Consider the following 19,215-nt stretch of genomic DNA (forward strand, 5'->3'; position numbering starts at 1 on the left):
CTATCGCGTGGCCTTTTCAGTCACGCTCTTCAGTCAATCACTTCTTCTCGGCCGCGAGCCACTCCAACACCGGAATCGTTGCCGGCAGCAACGGCGAGACATCCGCAGGCAAGCTTTGCCACACGAAAGCCTGACCTTCACGCCCGTGTGGCTCGCCCGACCACTGCGTCACCTTGCAGAAGAAGAGGCGCACATACGCATGCGGATAATCGTGTTCGAGCGTATGCCACAGGTGGCTCGCCTCGACCTCGATTCCCAGCTCCTCGTGCAGCTCGCGCGCAAGCGCGGCCTCGACCGATTCGCCCGCTTCAAGCTTGCCGCCCGGAAACTCCCAGTAGCCCTCGTACGGCTTGCCCACCGGACGCTGCGCGAGCAGATAGCGCCCATCCGGCTGTACCAGCACGCCGACCGCGACTTCAGTGACCGGACGGCCCGCGCCGATTTCGCCGGCTGCTTTGCGGGCGTTTTCGCTTGCTTCGTTCATGCCGACGTCTTACGGCCGGACCAGTCACGCGCGAACTGCCACGCGACCCGTCCCGAGCGCGAGCCGCGCTCGAGCGCCCACACCAGCGCATCGCCGCGCGCCGTCTCGATCTCTGCGTCGTCGCAACCGAAGTGACGCAGCCAGTGCGCGATGATCGTCAGGTAATCGTCCTGCTTGAACGGATAGAAGCTGACCCACAGCCCGAAACGCTCGGACAACGAAATCTTCTCTTCCACCAGTTCGCCCGGATGAATCTCTCCGTCCGGCATGTGCTTGTAGGTCTCGTTGTCGCTCATGTACTCGGGCAGCAGATGGCGGCGGTTCGACGTCGCGTAGATCAGCACGTTGTCCGACTGCGCGGCGACCGAACCGTCGAGCGCGACCTTCAGCGCCTTGTAGCCCGACTCGCCCTCTTCGAACGACAGGTCGTCGCAGAACACGACGAAACGCTCAGGGCGCGTCGCGATCAGATCGACGATGTCGCCGAGATCGTGCAGATCGTCCTTGTCCACTTCGATCAGGCGCAGACCGTCCTTCGAGTACGCGTTCAGACACGCCTTGATCAGTGACGATTTGCCGGTGCCGCGCGCGCCCGTCAGCAGCACGTTGTTGGCCGGCTGTTGGCGCACGAATTGGCGCGTGTTCTGTTCGATCAGCCCTTTCTGGCGATCGATGTTCTGCAGATCGTCGAGCGTAATCGACGAAATGGCGGGCACCGGTTGCAGATAACCGCGCCCCTGGCGCTTGCGCCAGCGGAACGCGACCGCGGCCGACCAGTCGATCTCCGGCGCGGCGGGCGGAAGCATCGCTTCCAGGCGGCCGAGCACGGCTTCGGCCCGGGTCAGAAACTTTTCGAGTTTGTCCATGATGAGTAGGCGCGGTCCACGGCCGCGCATTGAACCTGATTACGAGCGGTAGTCGGCGTTGATGCTCACGTAGTCGTGCGACAGATCGCAGGTCCAGATCGTGGCTTGCGCATTGCCGCGTCCGAGCACGACGCGAATGCCGATCTCGCTCTTTTTCATGACGCGCTGGCCGTCTTCTTCGCGGTAGGCCGGGTTGCGGCCGCCGGCAGTCGCGACCAGCACGTCGTCGAGATACAGATCGATCTTGCCGACGTCGAGATCATCCACGCCGGCATAGCCGATGGCCGCGAGAATGCGGCCGAGGTTCGGGTCCGATGCATAGAAGGCCGTCTTCACGAGTGGCGAGTGGCCGATCGCGTAGGCGATCTGGCGGCACTCGCCGACGCTCGAGCCGCCTTCCACATGCACTGTCATGAATTTGGTCGCGCCTTCGCCGTCGCGCACGATCAGTTGCGCGAGGGTCTGTGCGACGTCGGTCACCGCGTCGCGCAACGCCGAGTAAGCGGGCGAATCGGTGGACGTGATCGCGGGCAGGCTCGATTTGCCCGAGGCGATCAGGATGAACGAATCGTTGGTCGACGTATCGCCATCGATCGTGATGCAGTTGAACGAGCGATCCGCAACGTGTTTCACGAGCTCGTCGAGCACGGGCTGCGCGACGGCCGCGTCGAACGCGAGGAAGCCGAGCATGGTCGCCATGTTCGGCTTGATCATGCCGGCACCCTTACTGATGCCGGTGAACGTGACCGTGTGACCGTCAATCGTGACCTTGCGCGATACCGCTTTCGGCAGCGTGTCGGTCGTCATGATCGACTGCGCCGCGTCGTACCAGTTCGCTTCCTTGCGGTTCGCGAGCGCGGCCGGCAAGCCGGCCTTCAGCCGATCGACCGGCAACGGCTCGAGAATCACGCCCGTCGAGAACGGCAGCACCTGCTCGGGCGCGATGTCGGCGAGACGCGCGAGTTCCGCGCAGGTTTCGCGCGTCGCCGCGAGGCCCGGCTCACCAGTGCCCGCGTTCGCGTTGCCGGTGTTGATCACCAGCGCGCGAATCGGTTTGCCGCCCGCGCGCACGCGCTGCAGGTTTTCCCGGCAGACCGTCACGGGCGCCGCGCAGAAGCGGTTCTGCGTAAACACGCCGCCTACCGTCGCGCTTTCGTCGACGGAAATGACGAGTAAGTCCTTGCGGTTCGGCTTGCGGATATTCGCTTCCGCCCAGCCGAGCGTGACGCCGGTGACGGGGTGGAGTTGAGCGGGATCGATCGATGGAAAGTTGACAGCCATGGTCGCGACCTGTCGAAGAAAATGCCGGCGGACGCCGGCATCGGGGAAACGGAACTGATGACCCGGGCGTGTTGCCGGGTCATCCGCGAAATCAAAACGGCCGAGCGGTGCTCAAAAACGACGCGGCGCGCCCGGAAGCGCGCCGTGTCGGCATCAAGCGATCTTGCCGTGGCACTGCTTGTACTTCTTACCGCTGCCGCACGGGCACGGGTCATTGCGGCCGACCTTCGGCACGTTGTCGGTATTCAGGTTCACGGTTGCCTGCGGCGCCGCGCCCTGGCCATGGCCGTGGCCGCGGCTCATCGCGTCGCCGATCATCGCGGCCGTAGCTGCTTCGGCTGCGACGGGCGCGGCGGCACCGGCTTCCGCGAACTCGGCATGACGGAACTCCACGTTCTCCAGATGACCGCCCTGCTCTTCCATCTGCTCCGCGGCCGCTTCGAGCTGCTCCGGCGACTGGATCTGCACGTTCATCACGATGCGCGTGACTTCGAGCTTCACGGCGTCAAGCATCGCGGCGAACAGTTCGAACGCCTCGCGCTTGTATTCCTGCTTCGGGTTCTTCTGCGCATAGCCGCGCAGATGGATGCCCTGCCGCAGATGGTCGAGCGCCGCCAAATGCTCGCGCCATGCGCGGTCGAGCGTCTGCAACATGATCGAGCGCTCGAACGCGCTGAACGATTCGCGGCCGACAAGCTGGACCTTCGCCTCGTACGCCTCGTCCGCGGCGGCCTCGACCGCTTCGAGAATCTCGTCCGAGCTGATCGAGTTCGACTCGTTGATCATTTCCTGGATCGCGAGGTCGAGCTGCCATTCGTTGCGCAGCACTTCCTCGAGCTCGGGCACGTCCCACTGCTCCTCGATGCTGCCCACCGGCACGAACTGATGCACGATGTCGCTGATCACGCCATGACGCATCGCGGTGATGGTCTCGGTGATGTCGTTCGCTTCGAGCAGTTCGTTACGCTGCTGGTAGATCACCTTGCGCTGATCGTTCGAGACATCGTCGTATTCGAGCAACTGCTTACGAATATCGAAGTTGCGCGCCTCGACCTTGCGTTGCGCCGATTCGATCGAGCGCGACACGATGCCCGCTTCGATCGCCTCGCCTTCGGGCATCTTCAGACGGTCCATGATCGCGCGCACGCGGTCGCCCGCGAAGATGCGCAGCAGCGGATCTTCCAGCGACAGATAGAAGCGCGACGAACCCGGATCGCCCTGACGGCCCGCACGGCCGCGCAACTGGTTATCGATCCGGCGCGACTCGTGACGCTCGGTGCCGATGATGTGCAGACCGCCCGCGGCCTTCACCTGATCGTGCAGCGCCTGCCATTCGTCGTACAGCTTCTGGATGCGGCGCTGCTTTTCGTCGTCGGCGAGCGTTTCGTCCTGCTCGATGAACGACGCCTGCTTCTCCGCGTTGCCGCCGAGCACGATGTCCGTGCCTCGGCCGGCCATGTTGGTCGCGATCGTGACGCGTTGCGGACGGCCCGCTTCCGCGACGATCGCCGCTTCACGTGCGTGCTGCTTCGCGTTCAGCACTTCGTGCGGCAGACCGGCCTGCTTCAGCAGATGCGACAGCAGCTCCGAATTCTCGATCGACGTCGTGCCGACCAGCACCGGCTGACTGCGCTCGAAGCACTCGCGGATGTCGCGGATCACCGCGTCGTAGCGTTCCTTCGCGGTCTTGTAGATCTGATCCTGCCTGTCGATCCGCTTGGGCGGTCGGTTGGTCGGGATCACGATCGTTTCGAGACCGTAGATCTCGTTGAATTCGTACGCTTCGGTGTCGGCCGTGCCGGTCATGCCGGCGAGCTTCGCGTACATGCGGAAGTAGTTCTGGAACGTGATCGACGCGAGCGTCTGGTTCTCGCTCTGGATCTTCACGTGCTCCTTCGCCTCGACCGCCTGGTGCAGACCGTCCGACCAGCGGCGGCCCGCCATCAGACGGCCGGTGAATTCGTCGACGATGATCACTTCGCCGTTCTGCACGACGTAGTGCTGATCCTTGAAGAACAGCGTGTGCGCGCGCAGCGCTGCGTACACGTGGTGCATCAGCGTGATGTTCTGCGGCGCATACAAACTTTCGCCCTCGCCGATCAGGCCCCACTCGGAGAGCAGGCGTTCGGCCTTCTCGTGGCCCGACTCGGTCAGGAATACCTGGCGGCCTTTTTCGTCCAGCGTGTAGTCGCCCGGCTTCTCGACGCCGGTGCCGTCAGCCTTCTCTTCGCCGATCTGGCGCTCGAGCAGTGGCGGCAGCGCGTTCATGCGCACGTAGAGTTCGGTGTGATCTTCGGCCTGGCCAGAGATGATCAGTGGCGTACGCGCCTCGTCGATCAGGATCGAGTCGACCTCGTCGACGACCGCGAAATTCAGGCTACGTTGCACGCGCGCGTCGGTCTCATAGACCATGTTGTCGCGCAGGTAGTCGAAGCCGAATTCGTTGTTGGTGCCGTAGGTGATGTCCGCGGCGTAGGCTTCCTGCTTCGCCGTGTGCTCCATCTGAGACAGGTTGATACCGACCGACAGACCGAGGAAGTTGTACAGGCGCGCCATCCATTCGGCGTCGCGCTGCGCGAGGTAGTCGTTGACCGTGACCACGTGGACACCGCGGCCCGACAGCGCGTTCAGGTAGACCGGCAGAGTCGCGACGAGCGTCTTGCCTTCGCCCGTGCGCATCTCGCTGATCTTGCCGTAGTGCAGCGCCATGCCGCCGATCAGCTGCACGTCGAAGTGGCGCATCTTCAGCACCCGCTTGCTGGCCTCGCGGCAGACCGCGAACGCTTCAGGCAGGATTTTGTCGAGCGATTCGCCGCTCGCGACGCGCTGGCGGAATTCACCCGTTTTGGCGCGCAGTTGGTCATCCGTCAATTGCTCGATCTGCGGTTCGAGCGCATTGATCGCCGCGACGGTCTTTTGATATTGCTTGACTAGCCGCTGATTACGGCTGCCAAAAATCTTCTGAAGAAAACCGGTGGTCATCGGATCGGTGTCTGCGTCGCGGCTTCGGCTGGCTCGCGGTGTGCGCATTGCGCATACCGCGCCTGGGTCGGAAAGTCCTCGGCGGCTTAGTCCAAGAGTGAATTCGAATCGGGCATTTTAGCACGCGCCTCCGGCTGCGCTCGTGTCGAAGGCGTGACGGCGCCGGGCTCTGCCAGCCCCGCCCGGCAAACCTCCGGCGCGCCGCGGACCGGCTTCGCAAGCTGCCCCCGCGGTACAATCGCGACGTGAGCGCGCATGGTGCGCCCTCACTTCGTCATCGCTGAACATGAGCCGTTTTTCGTCCTTTTCAAGGCCGCCGAAGCAGTTCGATCTGCGCCGCCCGCAACCGCTCGCCGAGGTTCTCGGCCGCACGGACGCGTTCGCGGCGCTGCGCGCTGGCGTCGAGCAGATCGCCGCGCTCGAGAAGGACCTGCGCGAGCTGCTGCCCGATTATCTGGCGACTAGCATTGAACCCGGCTTCATCAAGGAAGGCGTGCTGGCCCTGTTCGCCGCGCATAACGCGCTCGCGGCGCGTCTGCGGCATCTGGAGCCGCGGCTGCTGGCGGATTTGCAGCAGCGCGGCTGGCCCGTGCATGCATTGAAGATTCGCGTGCGGCCGCAGCCGCTGAAGGAACCGCCGCCTGTCAAACAGGCGCGCATGACGCCGGCCGGCGCCGACGCGCTCCAGGCGTTGAGCGAGTCGCTCGCGCCGTCGCCGCTACAGGAAGCGCTCGCGCGCATGGCCGCGCGGCATCGGCGCAATCGCTAAGCGCTGAACGAAAAAAAACGGCCCGAATGGGCCGTTTTTTCATCTACTTGCCTGCAACACCGGCGTTATGCGAACGCCGTTTGCGTTTCGTAAGCGAAGCCGCGCGGGGCCTTCTGCGAGTCGTCGAAGGTGACGATTTCGTACGAGTCTTCGTGTGCAAGCAACTCGCGCAGCAGCGCGTTGTTCAGCCCGTGGCCCGACTTGTACGCGGTGTACGAAGCGAGCAGCGGATGACCGACCACGTACAGGTCGCCGATCGCGTCGAGCATCTTGTGCTTGACGAACTCGTCGTCGTAACGCAGACCGTCGTTGTTCAGGATACGGTACTCGTCGAGCACGATCGCGTTGTCCATGCTGCCGCCGCGTGCGAGGCCGAGCTCGCGCATCATTTCCACTTCATGCGCGAAGCCGAACGTGCGGGCGCGCGCGATTTCGCGCACATACGACGTGTTGGCGAAATCCACTTCCAGCGCCTGGCCGGTTTTGTCCACGGCCGGGTGACGAAAGTCGATCGTGAATTTGAGCTTGAAGCCGAAGTACGGATCGAGGCGCGCGAACTTGTCGCCGTCGCGGATTTCGACCGGCTTCGTGACCTTGATGAATTTCTTCGGCGCGTTTTGCTCTTCTATTCCCGCCGACTGGATCAGGAACACGAACGAACCCGCGCTGCCGTCCATGATCGGGATTTCCTCGGCGGTGACATCGACATAAAGGTTGTCGATGCCAAGACCGGCGCAGGCAGACATCAGATGCTCGACGGTCGACACGCGTACGCCGTCTTTCTGCAACACGGAAGCCAGACGCGTATCGCCAATCGCCATCGCCGACGCAGGAATGTCCACCGGCGTGGGCAAATCCACGCGCGAAAACACGATGCCAGTGCCCGGCGCCGCCGGACGGAGCGTCAGATTGACTTTACGGCCGGAGTGCAACCCGATGCCGACAGTCTTGACGATCGATTTGATTGTGCGCTGCTTCAACATGGTGGTCTTCTATTCGATTGAAAATCCTAATCAGGACTTTTTATTCCATAGCGGGAATTATACTCCAATCCCCATACAAGCGTCTTTGCAGGGAACGTATCAATCTGTTTCGCCGCATTACCCGCAGGGCTCAGCGACGGAAATCGTGACGGGCCGATGCCCCGGAACGGAGGCGTTTCCGGTCATCGGCCCGCGTAACGGCCTGTCACAAAAGCGTCGCAATCACCGTTGCCGAAGCGCCACGCGGCGTAAGCGCGCAGGTCCGCGCCGAAGGTGCGACGCCAGAGCTACTAGCGCAACGTAGCGAGAATACTCGCCGCATCGCTGACTTCGAATTTGCCGGCAGCTTCGACGTTCAGCGTCTTGACCACGCCGTCGTCGACCACCATCGCGTAGCGCTGGGAACGGAGTCCCATGCCGCGCGCCGACAGATCCTGCTCCAGACCAAGCGCCTGTGTGAAAGCCGCACTACCGTCCGCCATCATGCGCACCTTGCCCGAGGTGTGCTGATCGCGTCCCCACGCGCCCATGACAAACGCGTCGTTGACGGACACGCACCAGATTTCGTCGATGCCGGCAGCGCGCAACTGCTCGACGTGCCCGACATAGCCCGGTACATGTTTGGCCGAACAGGTCGGCGTGAACGCGCCGGGCAATCCGAAGATCACCACGCGTTTGCCCGCCGTCTGCTCGCGCACGTCGAAACTGTTCGGTCCGATCGTGCAGCCCGCCCGGTCGTCTTCGACATACTCGAAGAGCGTCGCGTCGGGAAGCTTGTCACCTTCCTTGATCATGCTCAGTCCTTTGCATCGATGCGAAGCACGCTCGCACGTCCTCGTGTCACGGTGAAGACCAACGTGAGCCCAACTATAGGCTCCGCCGTCAGGCGGCAGTCACTCCGTCCGCTTCGCGAATCAGCAGAGGGCAGTTACCCCTGCCGCGAATCAGACGATACGCGACCTGCTTGCCGTTCACCCGCCACGCTCGTGCATTCGTCCGCCAGCACTGCACTACGACACAACCTCACAGCGCGGCAACGAAGCCTGCCCGTGCGCTCAGTCCGCCTGCTTGCGCAGGAATGCCGGAATGTCGTACGTATCGACGCCCTTTTCCTGCAGCGCCTGCACGTGCGAAGCCGCCGTGTCGCGCGACGTGCGCCACACCGCCGGCGTGTCGAGCGCGCCGTAGTCGGCCGTGCTGGCGTGGCCTGCTGCCGGTGCGTACGCCGCATGCGCCATCGCGCCGATCGGCTGGTTGTCGGTGCCGGTGCGCAGAAGCGTCATCGGTGCCGACTGCTGCTTCTTCGCCGCGCGGCCAAGGCCCGTTGCCACGACCGTCACGCGCAGCGCGTCGCCCATCGCATCGTCGTACACCGCGCCGAAGATCACCGTGGCATCTTCCGCCGCATAGCTCTTGATCGTGTTCATGACTTCGCGCGTTTCCGACAGACGCAGCGAACGGCTCGAGGTGATGTTGACCAGCACGCCACGCGCGCCCGACAGATCGACGCCTTCGAGCAGCGGGCTCGCGACAGCCTGTTCGGCAGCCAGACGCGCACGATCGACGCCGGCGACCGTCGCCGTGCCCATCATCGCCTTGCCCTGCTCGCCCATCACGGTCTTCACGTCTTCGAAGTCGACGTTGACGAGACCGTCGACGTTGATGATTTCCGCAATGCCCGCGACCGCGTTGTTCAGAACGTCGTCAGCGCACTGGAAGCACTTGTCCATCTCGGCGTCATCGCCCATCACCTCGAACAGCTTGTCGTTCAGGACGACGATCAGCGAGTCGACGTGATCCTCCAGTTGCTGCGAACCGGCTTCCGCCACGCGCATACGCTTGCCGCCTTCGAATTCGAACGGCTTGCTGACGACGCCAACGGTCAGAATACCCATTTCCTTCGCGATCTGCGCGACGACCGGTGCCGCGCCGGTGCCCGTCCCGCCACCCATACCGGCGGTGATGAACACCATGTGCGCGCCGCGCAGTGCATCGGCGATACGCTCGCGTGCTTCCTCAGCGGCAGCGCGCCCCATTTCCGGCTTGGCGCCAGCACCCAGACCCGTGTTGCCGAGCTGGATCACCGCGGTGGCGCGCGAACGCGACAGAGCCTGCGCGTCCGTGTTCATCACGATGAAGTCGACGCCTTGCACGCCTTTGTTGATCATGTGCTGAACGGCATTGCCGCCAGCGCCACCTACTCCGACCACCTTGATGATGGTGCCGTTCGTTTCGGTTTCCAGCATCTGGAATTCCATGTTGCCTCCGTCAAGATAAAAAGTTACCGCCACTCGGCGTTATCCGGCAGGAGATCGGGCAACCTCCTGTCGCGCACCAGCCGCCGGCACCAGCGCGAATTACTCGAAACCTGTCATCAGAAGTTGCCGAGGAACCAGTCCTTCATGCGCGAGAACACCTGTCCCATCGACCCCGACTGCACCGCAACCTTGCGCCCGCGCATGCGCTGCGAGCGTCCTTCGACGAGCAGGCCCATCGCCGTCGAATAGCGCGGATTGCGCACGACGTCGGCGAGACCGCCCGCGTACTCCGGCACGCCAATCCGCACCGGCTTCAGGAAAATGTCCTCACCGAGCTCGACCATGCCGATCATCATCGACGCCCCGCCCGTCAGCACGACGCCCGAGCTCAGCAGCTCCTCGTAACCCGACTCGCGCACCACCTGCTGCACGAGCGAAAACAGTTCTTCGACGCGCGGCTCGATCACGGCTGCGAGCGCCTGGCGCGACAGCGTGCGCGGACCGCGCTCGCCGAGCCCCGGCACTTCAATCATCTCGTCCGGATCGGCGAGCGCCTGCTTGGCGATGCCGTAGTCGACCTTGATGTCTTCGGCATCCGGCGTCGGCGTGCGCAGCGCCATCGCGATGTCGCTCGTGATCTGGTCGCCGGCGATCGGAATCACTGCCGTGTGGCGGATCGCGCCTTCGCTGAAGATCGCGATGTCCGTCGTGCCGCCGCCGATATCGACCAGCACCACGCCCAGTTCCTTTTCGTCTTCCGTCAGCACCGCGAGCGACGACGCGAGCGGCTGCAGAATCAGGTCGTTCACTTCGAGCCCGCAGCGGCGCACACACTTGACGATGTTCTGCGCCGCGCTGACCGCGCCGGTGACGATATGCACCTTCACTTCGAGGCGGATGCCGCTCATGCCGATCGGCTCGCGCACATCTTCCTGACCGTCGATGATGAATTCCTGCGTGAGGATATGCAGCACCTGCTGATCGGTCGGGATGTTGATCGCCTTCGCCGTTTCGATCACACGCGCGACGTCCGCCTGCGTGACTTCCTTCTCCTTGATCGCGACCATGCCGCTCGAATTGAAGCTGCGGATATGGCTGCCGGCGATGCCGGTGAACACATTGGTGATCTTGCAGTCGGCCATCAGCTCGGCTTCCTCGAGCGCGCGCTGAATCGACTGCACGGTGGCTTCGATATTCACCACCACGCCCTTCTTGAGCCCCTTCGATTCGCTCTGGCCGAGACCGATCACCTCGTAGTGACCCTCGCCCTTCAACTCGGCGACGATGGCCACCACCTTCGACGTTCCGATGTCGAGGGCGACCAGCAGATCCTTATAGTCTTTACTCATAGCGTGCTCAGTGCGTGTGATGTCCGTTTACTTCTTGCCCTTGTCGGGTTCGCTGATGAAGCGCATGCCAGCGGCACGAATCGCGAAACCGTTCGGATAGCGCAAGTCCGCATACTCGATATCCTTTCCCCAACGTTGCGTCACCGCGCTCCATGCCGCAGTCAGGCGCTTGCTGCGATCGGCCAGCGTGTCCTGATTGCGTTCGCGCCCCAACTCCACCTGCGTGCCGTTCGACAGCTTCACCGTCCACGCGTAGCGCGGCGACAGCGTCACTTCCTCGGGCGCCGCGTTGATCGCCGCGAACCACTTCTGGAAGTCGTGATAACGCGCGACGACTTCCTTCGCCGTACCGTCCGGCCCGTCGAACGCAGGCAGGTCTCCGTCGAGTTCGCCCTGGTTCGCGGTGAACAGCTCGCCGTCGACGCTCACAAGCTGATCGCTGCCCCACGTCCCAAGCGGCTTGTACTCCTCGAGCGTGACAGCCAGTGCATTCGGCCACACGCGCCGCACGCTCGCGTGACGCACCCACGGCATCTGCTCGAACGCCTGCCGCGCGACGTCAAGATCGACCGTGAAGAAGTTGCCCTTCAGTCGCCCCACTACGCCTGCGCGCACCGTCGGCGAATTGATGTGCTCGGTGTCGCCGTCGATCTGGATTTCGCGCAGCGTGAAATTCGGGCGCTGGATCAGCCAGTAACCGCCCGCCGCCAGCAGCACGAGCACCAGCAACGCATGCAGCGCGTTGGTGGCGAGATTGAGCTGGCGAACGTTGTTCCACATGGTGTTGCTTGCGCTTGCCTTGGTTAATCCTGCAACGTCAGCGCCAACACGCCGACGACCAGTTCCTGATAGCTGATACCGACCGCGCGCGCCGCTTTCGGCGGCAGCGAGTGATCGGTCATGCCAGGCGCCGTGTTCACTTCGAGGAAATACGGTTTGCCTTCGCCATCGAGCATGAAGTCCGCACGGCCCCAATCGGTGCAGCCGAGCACGTCGAACGCGCGACGCGCGAGCACCTTCAGGTGCGCTTCTTCCTCGGCGCCGAGACCGCACGGAATCAGATACTGCGTATCGTTGGCGATGTACTTCGCGTGGTAGTCGTAGAACTCGCCGGCCGGCACGATACGGATCACCGGCAGGTCCAGATTGCCCGCGATGCACGCGGTGTACTCGCCGCCGCCTTCGATGCTCTTCTCGACCACGACGATGCGGTCGTACTTCACCGCTTCGATCAACGCGGCGGGCAACGCGTCCGCACTCTTCACCTTGATCACGGCGACGCTCGAACCCTCGCTCGCCGGCTTCACGAACAGCGGCAGACCGAGCTTCGCGACGATCTCTTTCGCGCGCGCTTCGTAGTCGTCACCGCGCAGCACCGCTTCGAACGGCGGCGTCGGAATGCCAAGCTGCTGCCACACGAGCTTGGTGCGGAACTTGTCGAGACCGAGCGCCGAGCCCAGCACGCCGCTGCCGGTGTAGCGGATGCCATAAAAATCCAGCGCGCCCTGAATCTGGCCGTTCTCGCCGTAGCCGCCATGCAGCGCGTTGAACGCGCGCACGAAGCCTTCGTCTTTCAACGCGGACAGGGGACGCTCGGCCGGATCGAACGGATACGCGTCGACGCCCGCGTCACGCAGGCCTTGCAACACGAGGCGCCCGGAATTGAGCGACACCTCGCGCTCGGCGGAGTTACCGCCGAGCAGCACTGCCACCTTGCCGAATTGTTTAGGGTCGATACTGCTCATGTCACACCTTCTGTTGCTGAGCGAGGCGAACCGGCACACCGCCGATCGAACCCGCGCCCATCGTAATCACCACATCACCGTCGCGCACTACCGTGGACAGCGCGTCCGGCACTTCATCGACCGTATCGACAAACACGGGCTCGACCTTGCCGGCGACGCGCAGCGCGCGCGCCAACGCGCGGCCGTCGGCGGCGACGATCGGCGCTTCTCCGGCCGCATAGACTTCGGTCAGCACGAGCGCGTCGACGGTCGACAGCACCTTCACGAAATCCTCGAAGCAATCACGCGTGCGCGTGAAGCGGTGCGGCTGGAACGCCAGCACCAGACGGCGGCCCGGAAACGCGCCGCGCGCCGCCGCCACCGTGGCGGCCATTTCGACCGGGTGGTGACCGTAGTCGTCCACCAGCGTGTAGGAGCCCGCGGCCTGGCCGTCGCTTGTGACCGGCACTTCGCCATAACGCTGGAAGCGTCGGCCGACGCCGTTGAAATCCGCGAGCGCTCGCTGGATATCGGCATCTTTCACCTCAAGTTCAGTCGCAATTGCAATTGCGGCCAACGCGTTCTGCACGTTGTGCTCGCCTGGCAGGTTCAACGTGATGTCGAGCGACGGCGCGTCTTCGCGCATCGCGGTGAAGTGCATGCGGCCTTCACGCGCTTCGACGTTGACCGCGCGCACCTGCGCTTCGGCCGCGAAACCGTAACGAATGATCGGCTTCGACACGAACGGCAGGATCTCCTTCACGTTCGGATCGTCGACGCACAGCACCGCGATGCCGTAGAACGGCAGACGGTGCGTGAATTCGATGAATGCCTGCTTCAGACGCGCGAAGTCGTGACCATAAGTGTCCATATGATCGGCGTCGATGTTCGTGATGACTTCGATCACCGGGAACAGGTTCAGGAACGACGCATCCGATTCGTCCGCCTCCGCGACGATGAAGTCGCCGGTGCCCAGACGCGCATTCGCGCCCGCGCTGATCAGCCGCCCGCCGATCACGAAGGTCGGGTCGAGCCCGCCCGCGGCGAGGACGCTCGCGACGAGCGACGTGGTCGTCGTTTTGCCGTGCGTGCCGGCAATCGCGATGCCCTGCTTCAGGCGCATCAGTTCCGCGAGCATCACCGCGCGCGGCACGATCGGAATGCGGCGATGACGCGCGGCCAGCACTTCCGGGTTGTCGCTGCGCACCGCGGTCGACACCACCACCGCGTTCGCGCCTTCGATGTTCTCCGCGGCGTGGCCGATCGAAATGCGCGCGCCGAGCGCGGCGAGGCGCTCGGTGACCGCGTTGCCCGACAGGTCCGAGCCGCTCACCTGATAGCCGAGATTGACGAGCACTTCGGCGATGCCGCTCATGCCGACGCCGCCGATGCCGACGAAATGAATGTGTTTGACGATGTGTTTCATTGCTTTCCTTCTGGGCTCACGCCCGCCATCGAACCCGCACCCGCCACCGTCGCGCAGATCTGCGCGACCTGTTCGGTGGCATCCGGTTTCGCGAGCGAGCGCGAACGCTCCGCCATTTCCGCGAGACTTTCCCGCGTCTGGCTGCGCAACCAGTCGGCGAGCTTTTCCGCCGACAGATCGCGTTGTTGCACGACCAGCGCCGCGCCGTTGTCGGCGAGGAACGCTGCATTAGTGGTCTGGTGATCGTCGACCGCGTACGGGAACGGCACGAACAGCGCCGCGACGCCGACCGCCGAAATTTCCGATACCGTCATCGCACCCGAGCGGCAGATCACCAGATCGGCCTGGGCGTAGGCACTCGTCATGTCGTCGATGAACGGCACGAGCGAGACGTCCGCCCCTGCCTGCAGACCCGCCGCCGCGTAGTTCTCGCGCAGCGCGTCGATATGCTTGGCGCCCGCCTGATGCACGATGCGCGGCCGCTCGTTCGGCGCGAGCAAAGCGACCGCGCGCGGCACGACTTCGTTCAACGCGGCGGCGCCGAGACTGCCGCCCACGACGAGCACGTTCAGCGGACCATTACGCTGCGCGTAGCGTGCTTTGGGTGCATTCGCGCGCGCAAGTTCCTCGCGAATCGGATTGCCGGTCCATTCGCTGTGCGGCAACGCATTCGGAAATGCGACCAGCACGCGCTTCGCGAGCTTTGCGAGCACCTTGTTCGCGAGACCCGCGATCGAATTCTGTTCGTGCAGCACGAGCGGCCGGCCACTCAGCGCGGCCATCAGACCGGCCGGGAACGTGATGTAGCCGCCCATGCCGAGCACGACGTCGGGCTTCACGCGACGCAGCACGCTCAAGCTCTGCGTGCACGCGCGCAGCAGGTTCACCGGCAGCATCAGCTTGGTCCTCAGCCCCTTGCCGCGCACGCCGCCGAAGCGCACGTATTCCATCGCAATGCCGTGCTTCGGGACGAGCGTCGCTTCCATGCCCGCGGGGTTGCCGAGCCACACGACTTTCCAGCCCCACGCCTGCATCAGATGCGCGACCGCGAGCCCCGGGAACACGTGTCCCCCGGTGCCGCCGGCCATCACCATCAGCGTGCGTTGTGGCAGGGCCGTCATACTTTGCCCCCGCGCATCAGCACACGATTTTCGTAGTCCACCCGCATCAATACCGCGATCGCCACGCAGTTCAGCAAAATGCCCGAACCGCCGTAGCTGACGAGCGGCAACGTGAGACCCTTGGTGGGCAAAAGACCGAGGTTCACACCCATGTTGATGAAGGTCTGCGCGCCGAACCAGATACCGACGCCCTTCGCGACGAGACCCGCGAACGTGCGATCGAGCGCGAGCGCCTGACGGCCGATCTCGAACGAGCGGCGCACGATCCAGTAGAACATCAGGATCACGACCAGCACGCCGACGAAACCCAGCTCCTCGCCGATCACCGCGAGAATGAAGTCGGTATGCGCCTCCGGCAGATAGTTGAGCTTCTCGACGCTGCCGCCGAGCCCCACGCCAAACCATTCGCCGCGCCCGAACGCGATCAGCGAGTGCGTGAGCTGATACGCCTTGCCCTGCGCGTAACGGTCGTCCCACGGATCAAGGTACGCGAAGATCCGCTCACGACGCCACGGCGACGCCCACACCAGCAACGTGAACGTGCCCACCGCGGTCGCGACGAGGCCGCCGAACAGCTTGCCGTTCACGCCGCCGAGGAACAGCACGCCCATCGCGATCGCCGCGATCACCATGAACGCGCCCATGTCCGGTTCGAGCAGCAGCAGCATGCCGACGAGACCGACCGCGACCGCCATCGGCAGGAAGCCTTTCGCGAGGCTGTGCATGTATTCCTGCTTGCGCACCGTATAGTTCGCCGCGTAGATCGTCACCGCGAGCTTCATGATTTCCGACGGCTGCATGTTCGTGATGCCGAGCGGAATCCAGCGGCGCGCACCGTTCACGCCCTTGCCGATGTGCGGAATCAGCACGATCACGAGCGCGACGAGCGAGATCAGGAAGAGCTTCGGCGCGTACTTGTCCCACGTCGAAATCGGAATGCGGAACGACGCGACGCCGATCGCCGAGCCCATCAGCACGAAGATGATCTGGCGCACGAGGAACGCCCAATCGCGGTACGACGCGTACTTCGGCGAATCGGGCATGGCGATCGACGCCGAGTACACCATCACGATGCCGAGCCCGAGCAGCGCGACGACGACCCACAGCAGCGAGTGATCGTAGTCGAGCATGCGCGAGCGCAGAGGCCGCACGCCGTTGACCGCGCTCGCGAGACCGCTGCCGCCCGTGCGGGTGGACCTGCGCGCCGCGGCGCCGTTGCGGCCGGCTGGTTCGCGCGCACCGAAGCGTTCCGACCAGCTCATATCATCGTCCCCCGTTCGGCCGCGATCTCTTCGACCGTGCTGCGGAATACCGCCGCGCGGTGTGCGTAACCCTTGAACATGTCGAAGCTCGCGCACGCAGGCGACAGCAGCACCGCGTCGCCGGGCTGAGCGAGCGCGGTGGCCGCGCGCGTCGCGTCTTCGAGCGTCGCGTAATCGGTAATCGCGACGCCGCTATGTTCGAGCGCCGCGCGAATCTGCGGCGCGTCGCGGCCGATCAGCATCACCGCGCGACACCAGCGCATCACCGGCGCGGCGAGCGGCTCGAATGCCTGCCCCTTGCCATCGCCGCCGGCGATCAGCACGACGCGTTGCGCGAGACCGTCGAGCGCGGCGACCGTCGCGCCGACATTGGTGCCCTTGCTGTCGTCCACATAGTCGATGCCGTCGATCGACGCGATCAGTTCCACGCGATGCGGCTCACCGCGATATTCGCGCAGGCCGTGCAGGAGCGGCGCACCGGGCAGGCCGATCGCGCGTGCGAGCGCATACGCGGCCAACGCGTTCGCGGCGTTGTGCAAGCCGCGGATGCGCAACGCGTCGGCGGGCATCAGGCGCTTCAGCGCGATGTCAGGCGTTGCGGCTGCTTCGTTCTTGCGACGGCGCTTCGTGGTGGGCTCGTCGCTCGCGTCGCGATCTTGCGCCTCGACGAGCCACACCATGCCGTTCTCGCGCAAAAGGCCGTAGTCGCCGTCGTTCTTCGGCTCGGTCACGCCGAACGTGACGATCTCCGCGTCGCCGCCTGCAGGCGCGAGCGCCATCACGCGCGCATCGTCGCGGTTCAGTACGCGCACCGTCTGTGTACCAAAGATGCGGCCCTTCGCGGCAGCGTACGCCTCGAGTCCGCCGTGCCAGTCCAGGTGATCCTGCGTGATGTTCAGCACGACCGCCGCGTCCGGCGTAAACGTATGCGAAGTCTCCAGCTGGAAGCTCGACAGTTCGAGCACCCACACGTCGGGCAGCGCGGTCTGGTCGATCGCCTCGGACAGCTTGTCGAGCAGCGACGGGCTGATGTTGCCCGCCACCGCGACCTTCTTGCCCGCGCGTTCGCACAGCAAGCCGGTCAGGCTCGTCGTCGTGGTCTTGCCGTTCGTGCCGGTGATCGCGATCACCTTCGGCGCGTAGCCGGACTCGCCGAGCGTGCGCAGCGCCTGCGAGAACAGTTCGAGCTCGCCCCACACCGGGATGCCCTGCTCACGAGCCGCCGTGATCAGCGGCAGCAGATCGGCGGCAAGCGGCGACAGACCCGGGCTGATCGCGACCAGCTCGATGCCGTCGAGCAGCGCCGGCGAAAACGCGCCGCCGACGAAATCGGCATCGACAGCATGCGCTTCGAGCGCGGACAGGTTCGGCGGCACTTCACGCGTATCGGCCACGCGCAGCCGACAGCCGTGCCTGGCGCACCAGCGCGCCATCGCGAGACCGGATTCACCCAGTCCCAGCACGAGCACCATCGGCTTTTGCCGATCCCGAAACTTCTCGCCGAACATCGCCTGCTTCCTTAAATACTGCTGCTTAACGCAATTTGAGCGTGGACAAACCGAATAGGCACAACATCAACGTGATGATCCAGAAACGCACGACCACCTGCGTTTCCTTCCAGCCCGACAATTCGAAATGGTGATGCAGCGGCGCCATCTTGAAGAAGCGCCGCCCCTCGCCGAACCGGCGTTTGGTGTATTTGAACCACGTGACCTGCAGCATCACCGACAGCGTTTCCGCAACGAAAATGCCGCCCATGATGAACAGCACGATTTCCTGACGCACGATCACCGCAACCGTGCCGAGCGCGCCGCCCAGCGCGAGCGCGCCGACGTCGCCCATGAACATCTGCGCCGGGTGCGTGTTGAACCACAGGAACGCGAGACCCGCACCGCCCATCGCCGAACAGAAAATCAGCAATTCACCGGCGCCGGGAATGTGCGGAAACAGCAGGTACTTCGAGTAGACCGAGCTGCCCATCACGTACGCGAACACACCGAGCGACCCGCCGACCAGCACGACCGGCATGATCACGAGGCCGTCGAGGCCGTCGGTCAGATTCACCGCGTTGCTCGCGCCGACGATCACCAGATACGTGAGCACGATGAAGCCCCACACGCCGAGCGGATAGCTGATCGACTTGACGAACGGCAGCAGCAGGTCGGCGCGCGCGGGCAGCCCCATCGACAGACCGCTGCGCACCCACGCCATGAACAGGTCGAACACGCGCACGTTGCTCGCCTCTGACACGCTGAACGCGAGATAGACCGCCGCGAACAGGCCGATCACCGACTGCCAGAAATACTTCTCGCGAGACGACATGCCGCGCGGGTCCTTGTAGACGACCTTGCGGTAATCGTCGACCCAGCCGATCACGCCGAAGCCGAACGTGACGAGCATCACGATCCAGATGAAGCGGTTGGTCAGATCGGCCCACAGCAGCGTGGCCACGCCGATGCCGAGCAGGATCAGCACGCCGCCCATCGTCGGCGTGCCGGATTTGACGAGGTGAGTTTGCGGGCCATCTTTGCGGACGGCCTGGCCGACCTTCATCGCGGTCAGCTTGCGAATCACCGCCGGGCCACAGACGAGCCCGATCGACAACGCGGTGATGGTCGCCATCACCGCGCGAAACGTCAGATAACTGAACACGCGCAAGAAGCTTGCGTCATTCTGCAGCCATTGCGCCAGCGCCAGTAGCATGCCTGGA

The 19,215-nt window shown here is 64.3% G+C and carries 16 protein-coding genes; 1 reads left to right on the forward strand and 15 read right to left on the reverse strand.

What is annotated here, in order from left to right; translation table 11 throughout:
* Positions 1 to 37: 37 nt before the first annotated feature.
* The 4 genes from L0U81_RS13730 to secA form a co-directional block, all read right to left on the reverse strand.
* Complete coding sequence (locus L0U81_RS13730) at positions 38 to 484, reverse strand: NUDIX domain-containing protein (RefSeq protein ID WP_233803485.1); 447 nt, start codon at positions 482 to 484, stop codon at positions 38 to 40.
* Positions 481 to 1,350, reverse strand: a complete 870-nt coding sequence (locus L0U81_RS13735; RefSeq protein ID WP_233803487.1) for an ATP-binding protein — start codon at positions 1,348 to 1,350, stop codon at positions 481 to 483. The genes L0U81_RS13730 and L0U81_RS13735 overlap by 4 nt, the downstream gene beginning before the upstream one ends.
* A gap of 39 nt (positions 1,351 to 1,389) precedes the next feature.
* Positions 1,390 to 2,631, reverse strand: coding sequence for a bifunctional glutamate N-acetyltransferase/amino-acid acetyltransferase ArgJ (argJ, locus tag L0U81_RS13740; protein WP_233803489.1), 1,242 nt, complete (start codon positions 2,629 to 2,631; stop codon positions 1,390 to 1,392).
* Positions 2,632 to 2,784: 153 nt separating this feature from the next.
* Complete coding sequence (gene secA / locus L0U81_RS13745; RefSeq protein WP_233803491.1) at positions 2,785 to 5,613, reverse strand: preprotein translocase subunit SecA; 2,829 nt, start codon at positions 5,611 to 5,613, stop codon at positions 2,785 to 2,787.
* A 286-nt stretch (positions 5,614 to 5,899) separates the two neighbouring features.
* On the opposite strand from secA, the gene L0U81_RS13750 reads away from it, so the two are divergent.
* On the forward strand, positions 5,900 to 6,382 hold the full coding sequence (locus tag L0U81_RS13750; RefSeq protein ID WP_233803493.1) for a DciA family protein: 483 nt from the start codon (positions 5,900 to 5,902) through the stop codon (positions 6,380 to 6,382).
* Positions 6,383 to 6,447: 65 nt separating this feature from the next.
* On the opposite strand, the gene lpxC is transcribed toward L0U81_RS13750, so the two are convergent.
* From lpxC to mraY, 11 genes are all read right to left on the reverse strand, one after another.
* A complete protein-coding gene (lpxC, locus tag L0U81_RS13755) occupies positions 6,448 to 7,365 on the reverse strand; it encodes a UDP-3-O-acyl-N-acetylglucosamine deacetylase (RefSeq protein WP_233803495.1) in 918 nt (305 codons plus the stop codon).
* Between the two features lie 290 nt (positions 7,366 to 7,655).
* Positions 7,656 to 8,159: a peroxiredoxin gene (locus tag L0U81_RS13760; RefSeq protein WP_233803497.1), complete on the reverse strand. Its 504-nt coding sequence runs from the start codon at positions 8,157 to 8,159 to the stop codon at positions 7,656 to 7,658.
* A 261-nt stretch (positions 8,160 to 8,420) separates the two neighbouring features.
* Positions 8,421 to 9,623 (reverse strand): cell division protein FtsZ, encoded by a 1,203-nt coding sequence (ftsZ, locus tag L0U81_RS13765; protein WP_008921173.1) that lies wholly within the window; start codon positions 9,621 to 9,623, stop codon positions 8,421 to 8,423.
* Between the two features lie 116 nt (positions 9,624 to 9,739).
* Positions 9,740 to 10,972, reverse strand: coding sequence for a cell division protein FtsA (gene ftsA, locus L0U81_RS13770; RefSeq protein WP_008921172.1), 1,233 nt, complete (start codon positions 10,970 to 10,972; stop codon positions 9,740 to 9,742).
* Positions 10,973 to 10,999: 27 nt separating this feature from the next.
* The gene (locus L0U81_RS13775; RefSeq protein ID WP_233803499.1) at positions 11,000 to 11,752 is read right to left on the reverse strand and encodes a cell division protein FtsQ/DivIB; all 753 of its coding nucleotides are present in this window, start codon (positions 11,750 to 11,752) and stop codon (positions 11,000 to 11,002) included.
* 23 nt (positions 11,753 to 11,775) lie between these two features.
* A complete protein-coding gene (locus L0U81_RS13780) occupies positions 11,776 to 12,717 on the reverse strand; it encodes a D-alanine--D-alanine ligase (RefSeq protein ID WP_233803501.1) in 942 nt (313 codons plus the stop codon).
* A 1-nt stretch (position 12,718) separates the two neighbouring features.
* The gene (murC, locus tag L0U81_RS13785) at positions 12,719 to 14,122 is read right to left on the reverse strand and encodes a UDP-N-acetylmuramate--L-alanine ligase (protein WP_233803503.1); all 1,404 of its coding nucleotides are present in this window, start codon (positions 14,120 to 14,122) and stop codon (positions 12,719 to 12,721) included.
* Positions 14,119 to 15,243, reverse strand: a complete 1,125-nt coding sequence (murG, locus tag L0U81_RS13790; protein ID WP_233803505.1) for an undecaprenyldiphospho-muramoylpentapeptide beta-N-acetylglucosaminyltransferase — start codon at positions 15,241 to 15,243, stop codon at positions 14,119 to 14,121. The genes murC and murG overlap by 4 nt, the downstream gene beginning before the upstream one ends.
* A complete protein-coding gene (ftsW, locus tag L0U81_RS13795) occupies positions 15,240 to 16,505 on the reverse strand; it encodes a putative lipid II flippase FtsW (RefSeq protein ID WP_233803507.1) in 1,266 nt (421 codons plus the stop codon). Before ftsW ends, murG begins: the two co-directional genes overlap by 4 nt.
* Positions 16,502 to 18,013 (reverse strand): UDP-N-acetylmuramoyl-L-alanine--D-glutamate ligase, encoded by a 1,512-nt coding sequence (gene murD, locus L0U81_RS13800; RefSeq protein ID WP_233803509.1) that lies wholly within the window; start codon positions 18,011 to 18,013, stop codon positions 16,502 to 16,504. Before murD ends, ftsW begins: the two co-directional genes overlap by 4 nt.
* A gap of 25 nt (positions 18,014 to 18,038) precedes the next feature.
* Entirely contained in the window at positions 18,039 to 19,208 is a 1,170-nt protein-coding gene (gene mraY / locus L0U81_RS13805) for a phospho-N-acetylmuramoyl-pentapeptide-transferase (RefSeq protein WP_233803511.1), read from the reverse strand.
* Positions 19,209 to 19,215: the final 7 nt, after the last annotated feature.

The sequence above is a fragment of the Paraburkholderia sp. HP33-1 genome (assembly GCF_021390595.1).
GTDB lineage: Bacteria > Pseudomonadota > Gammaproteobacteria > Burkholderiales > Burkholderiaceae > Paraburkholderia.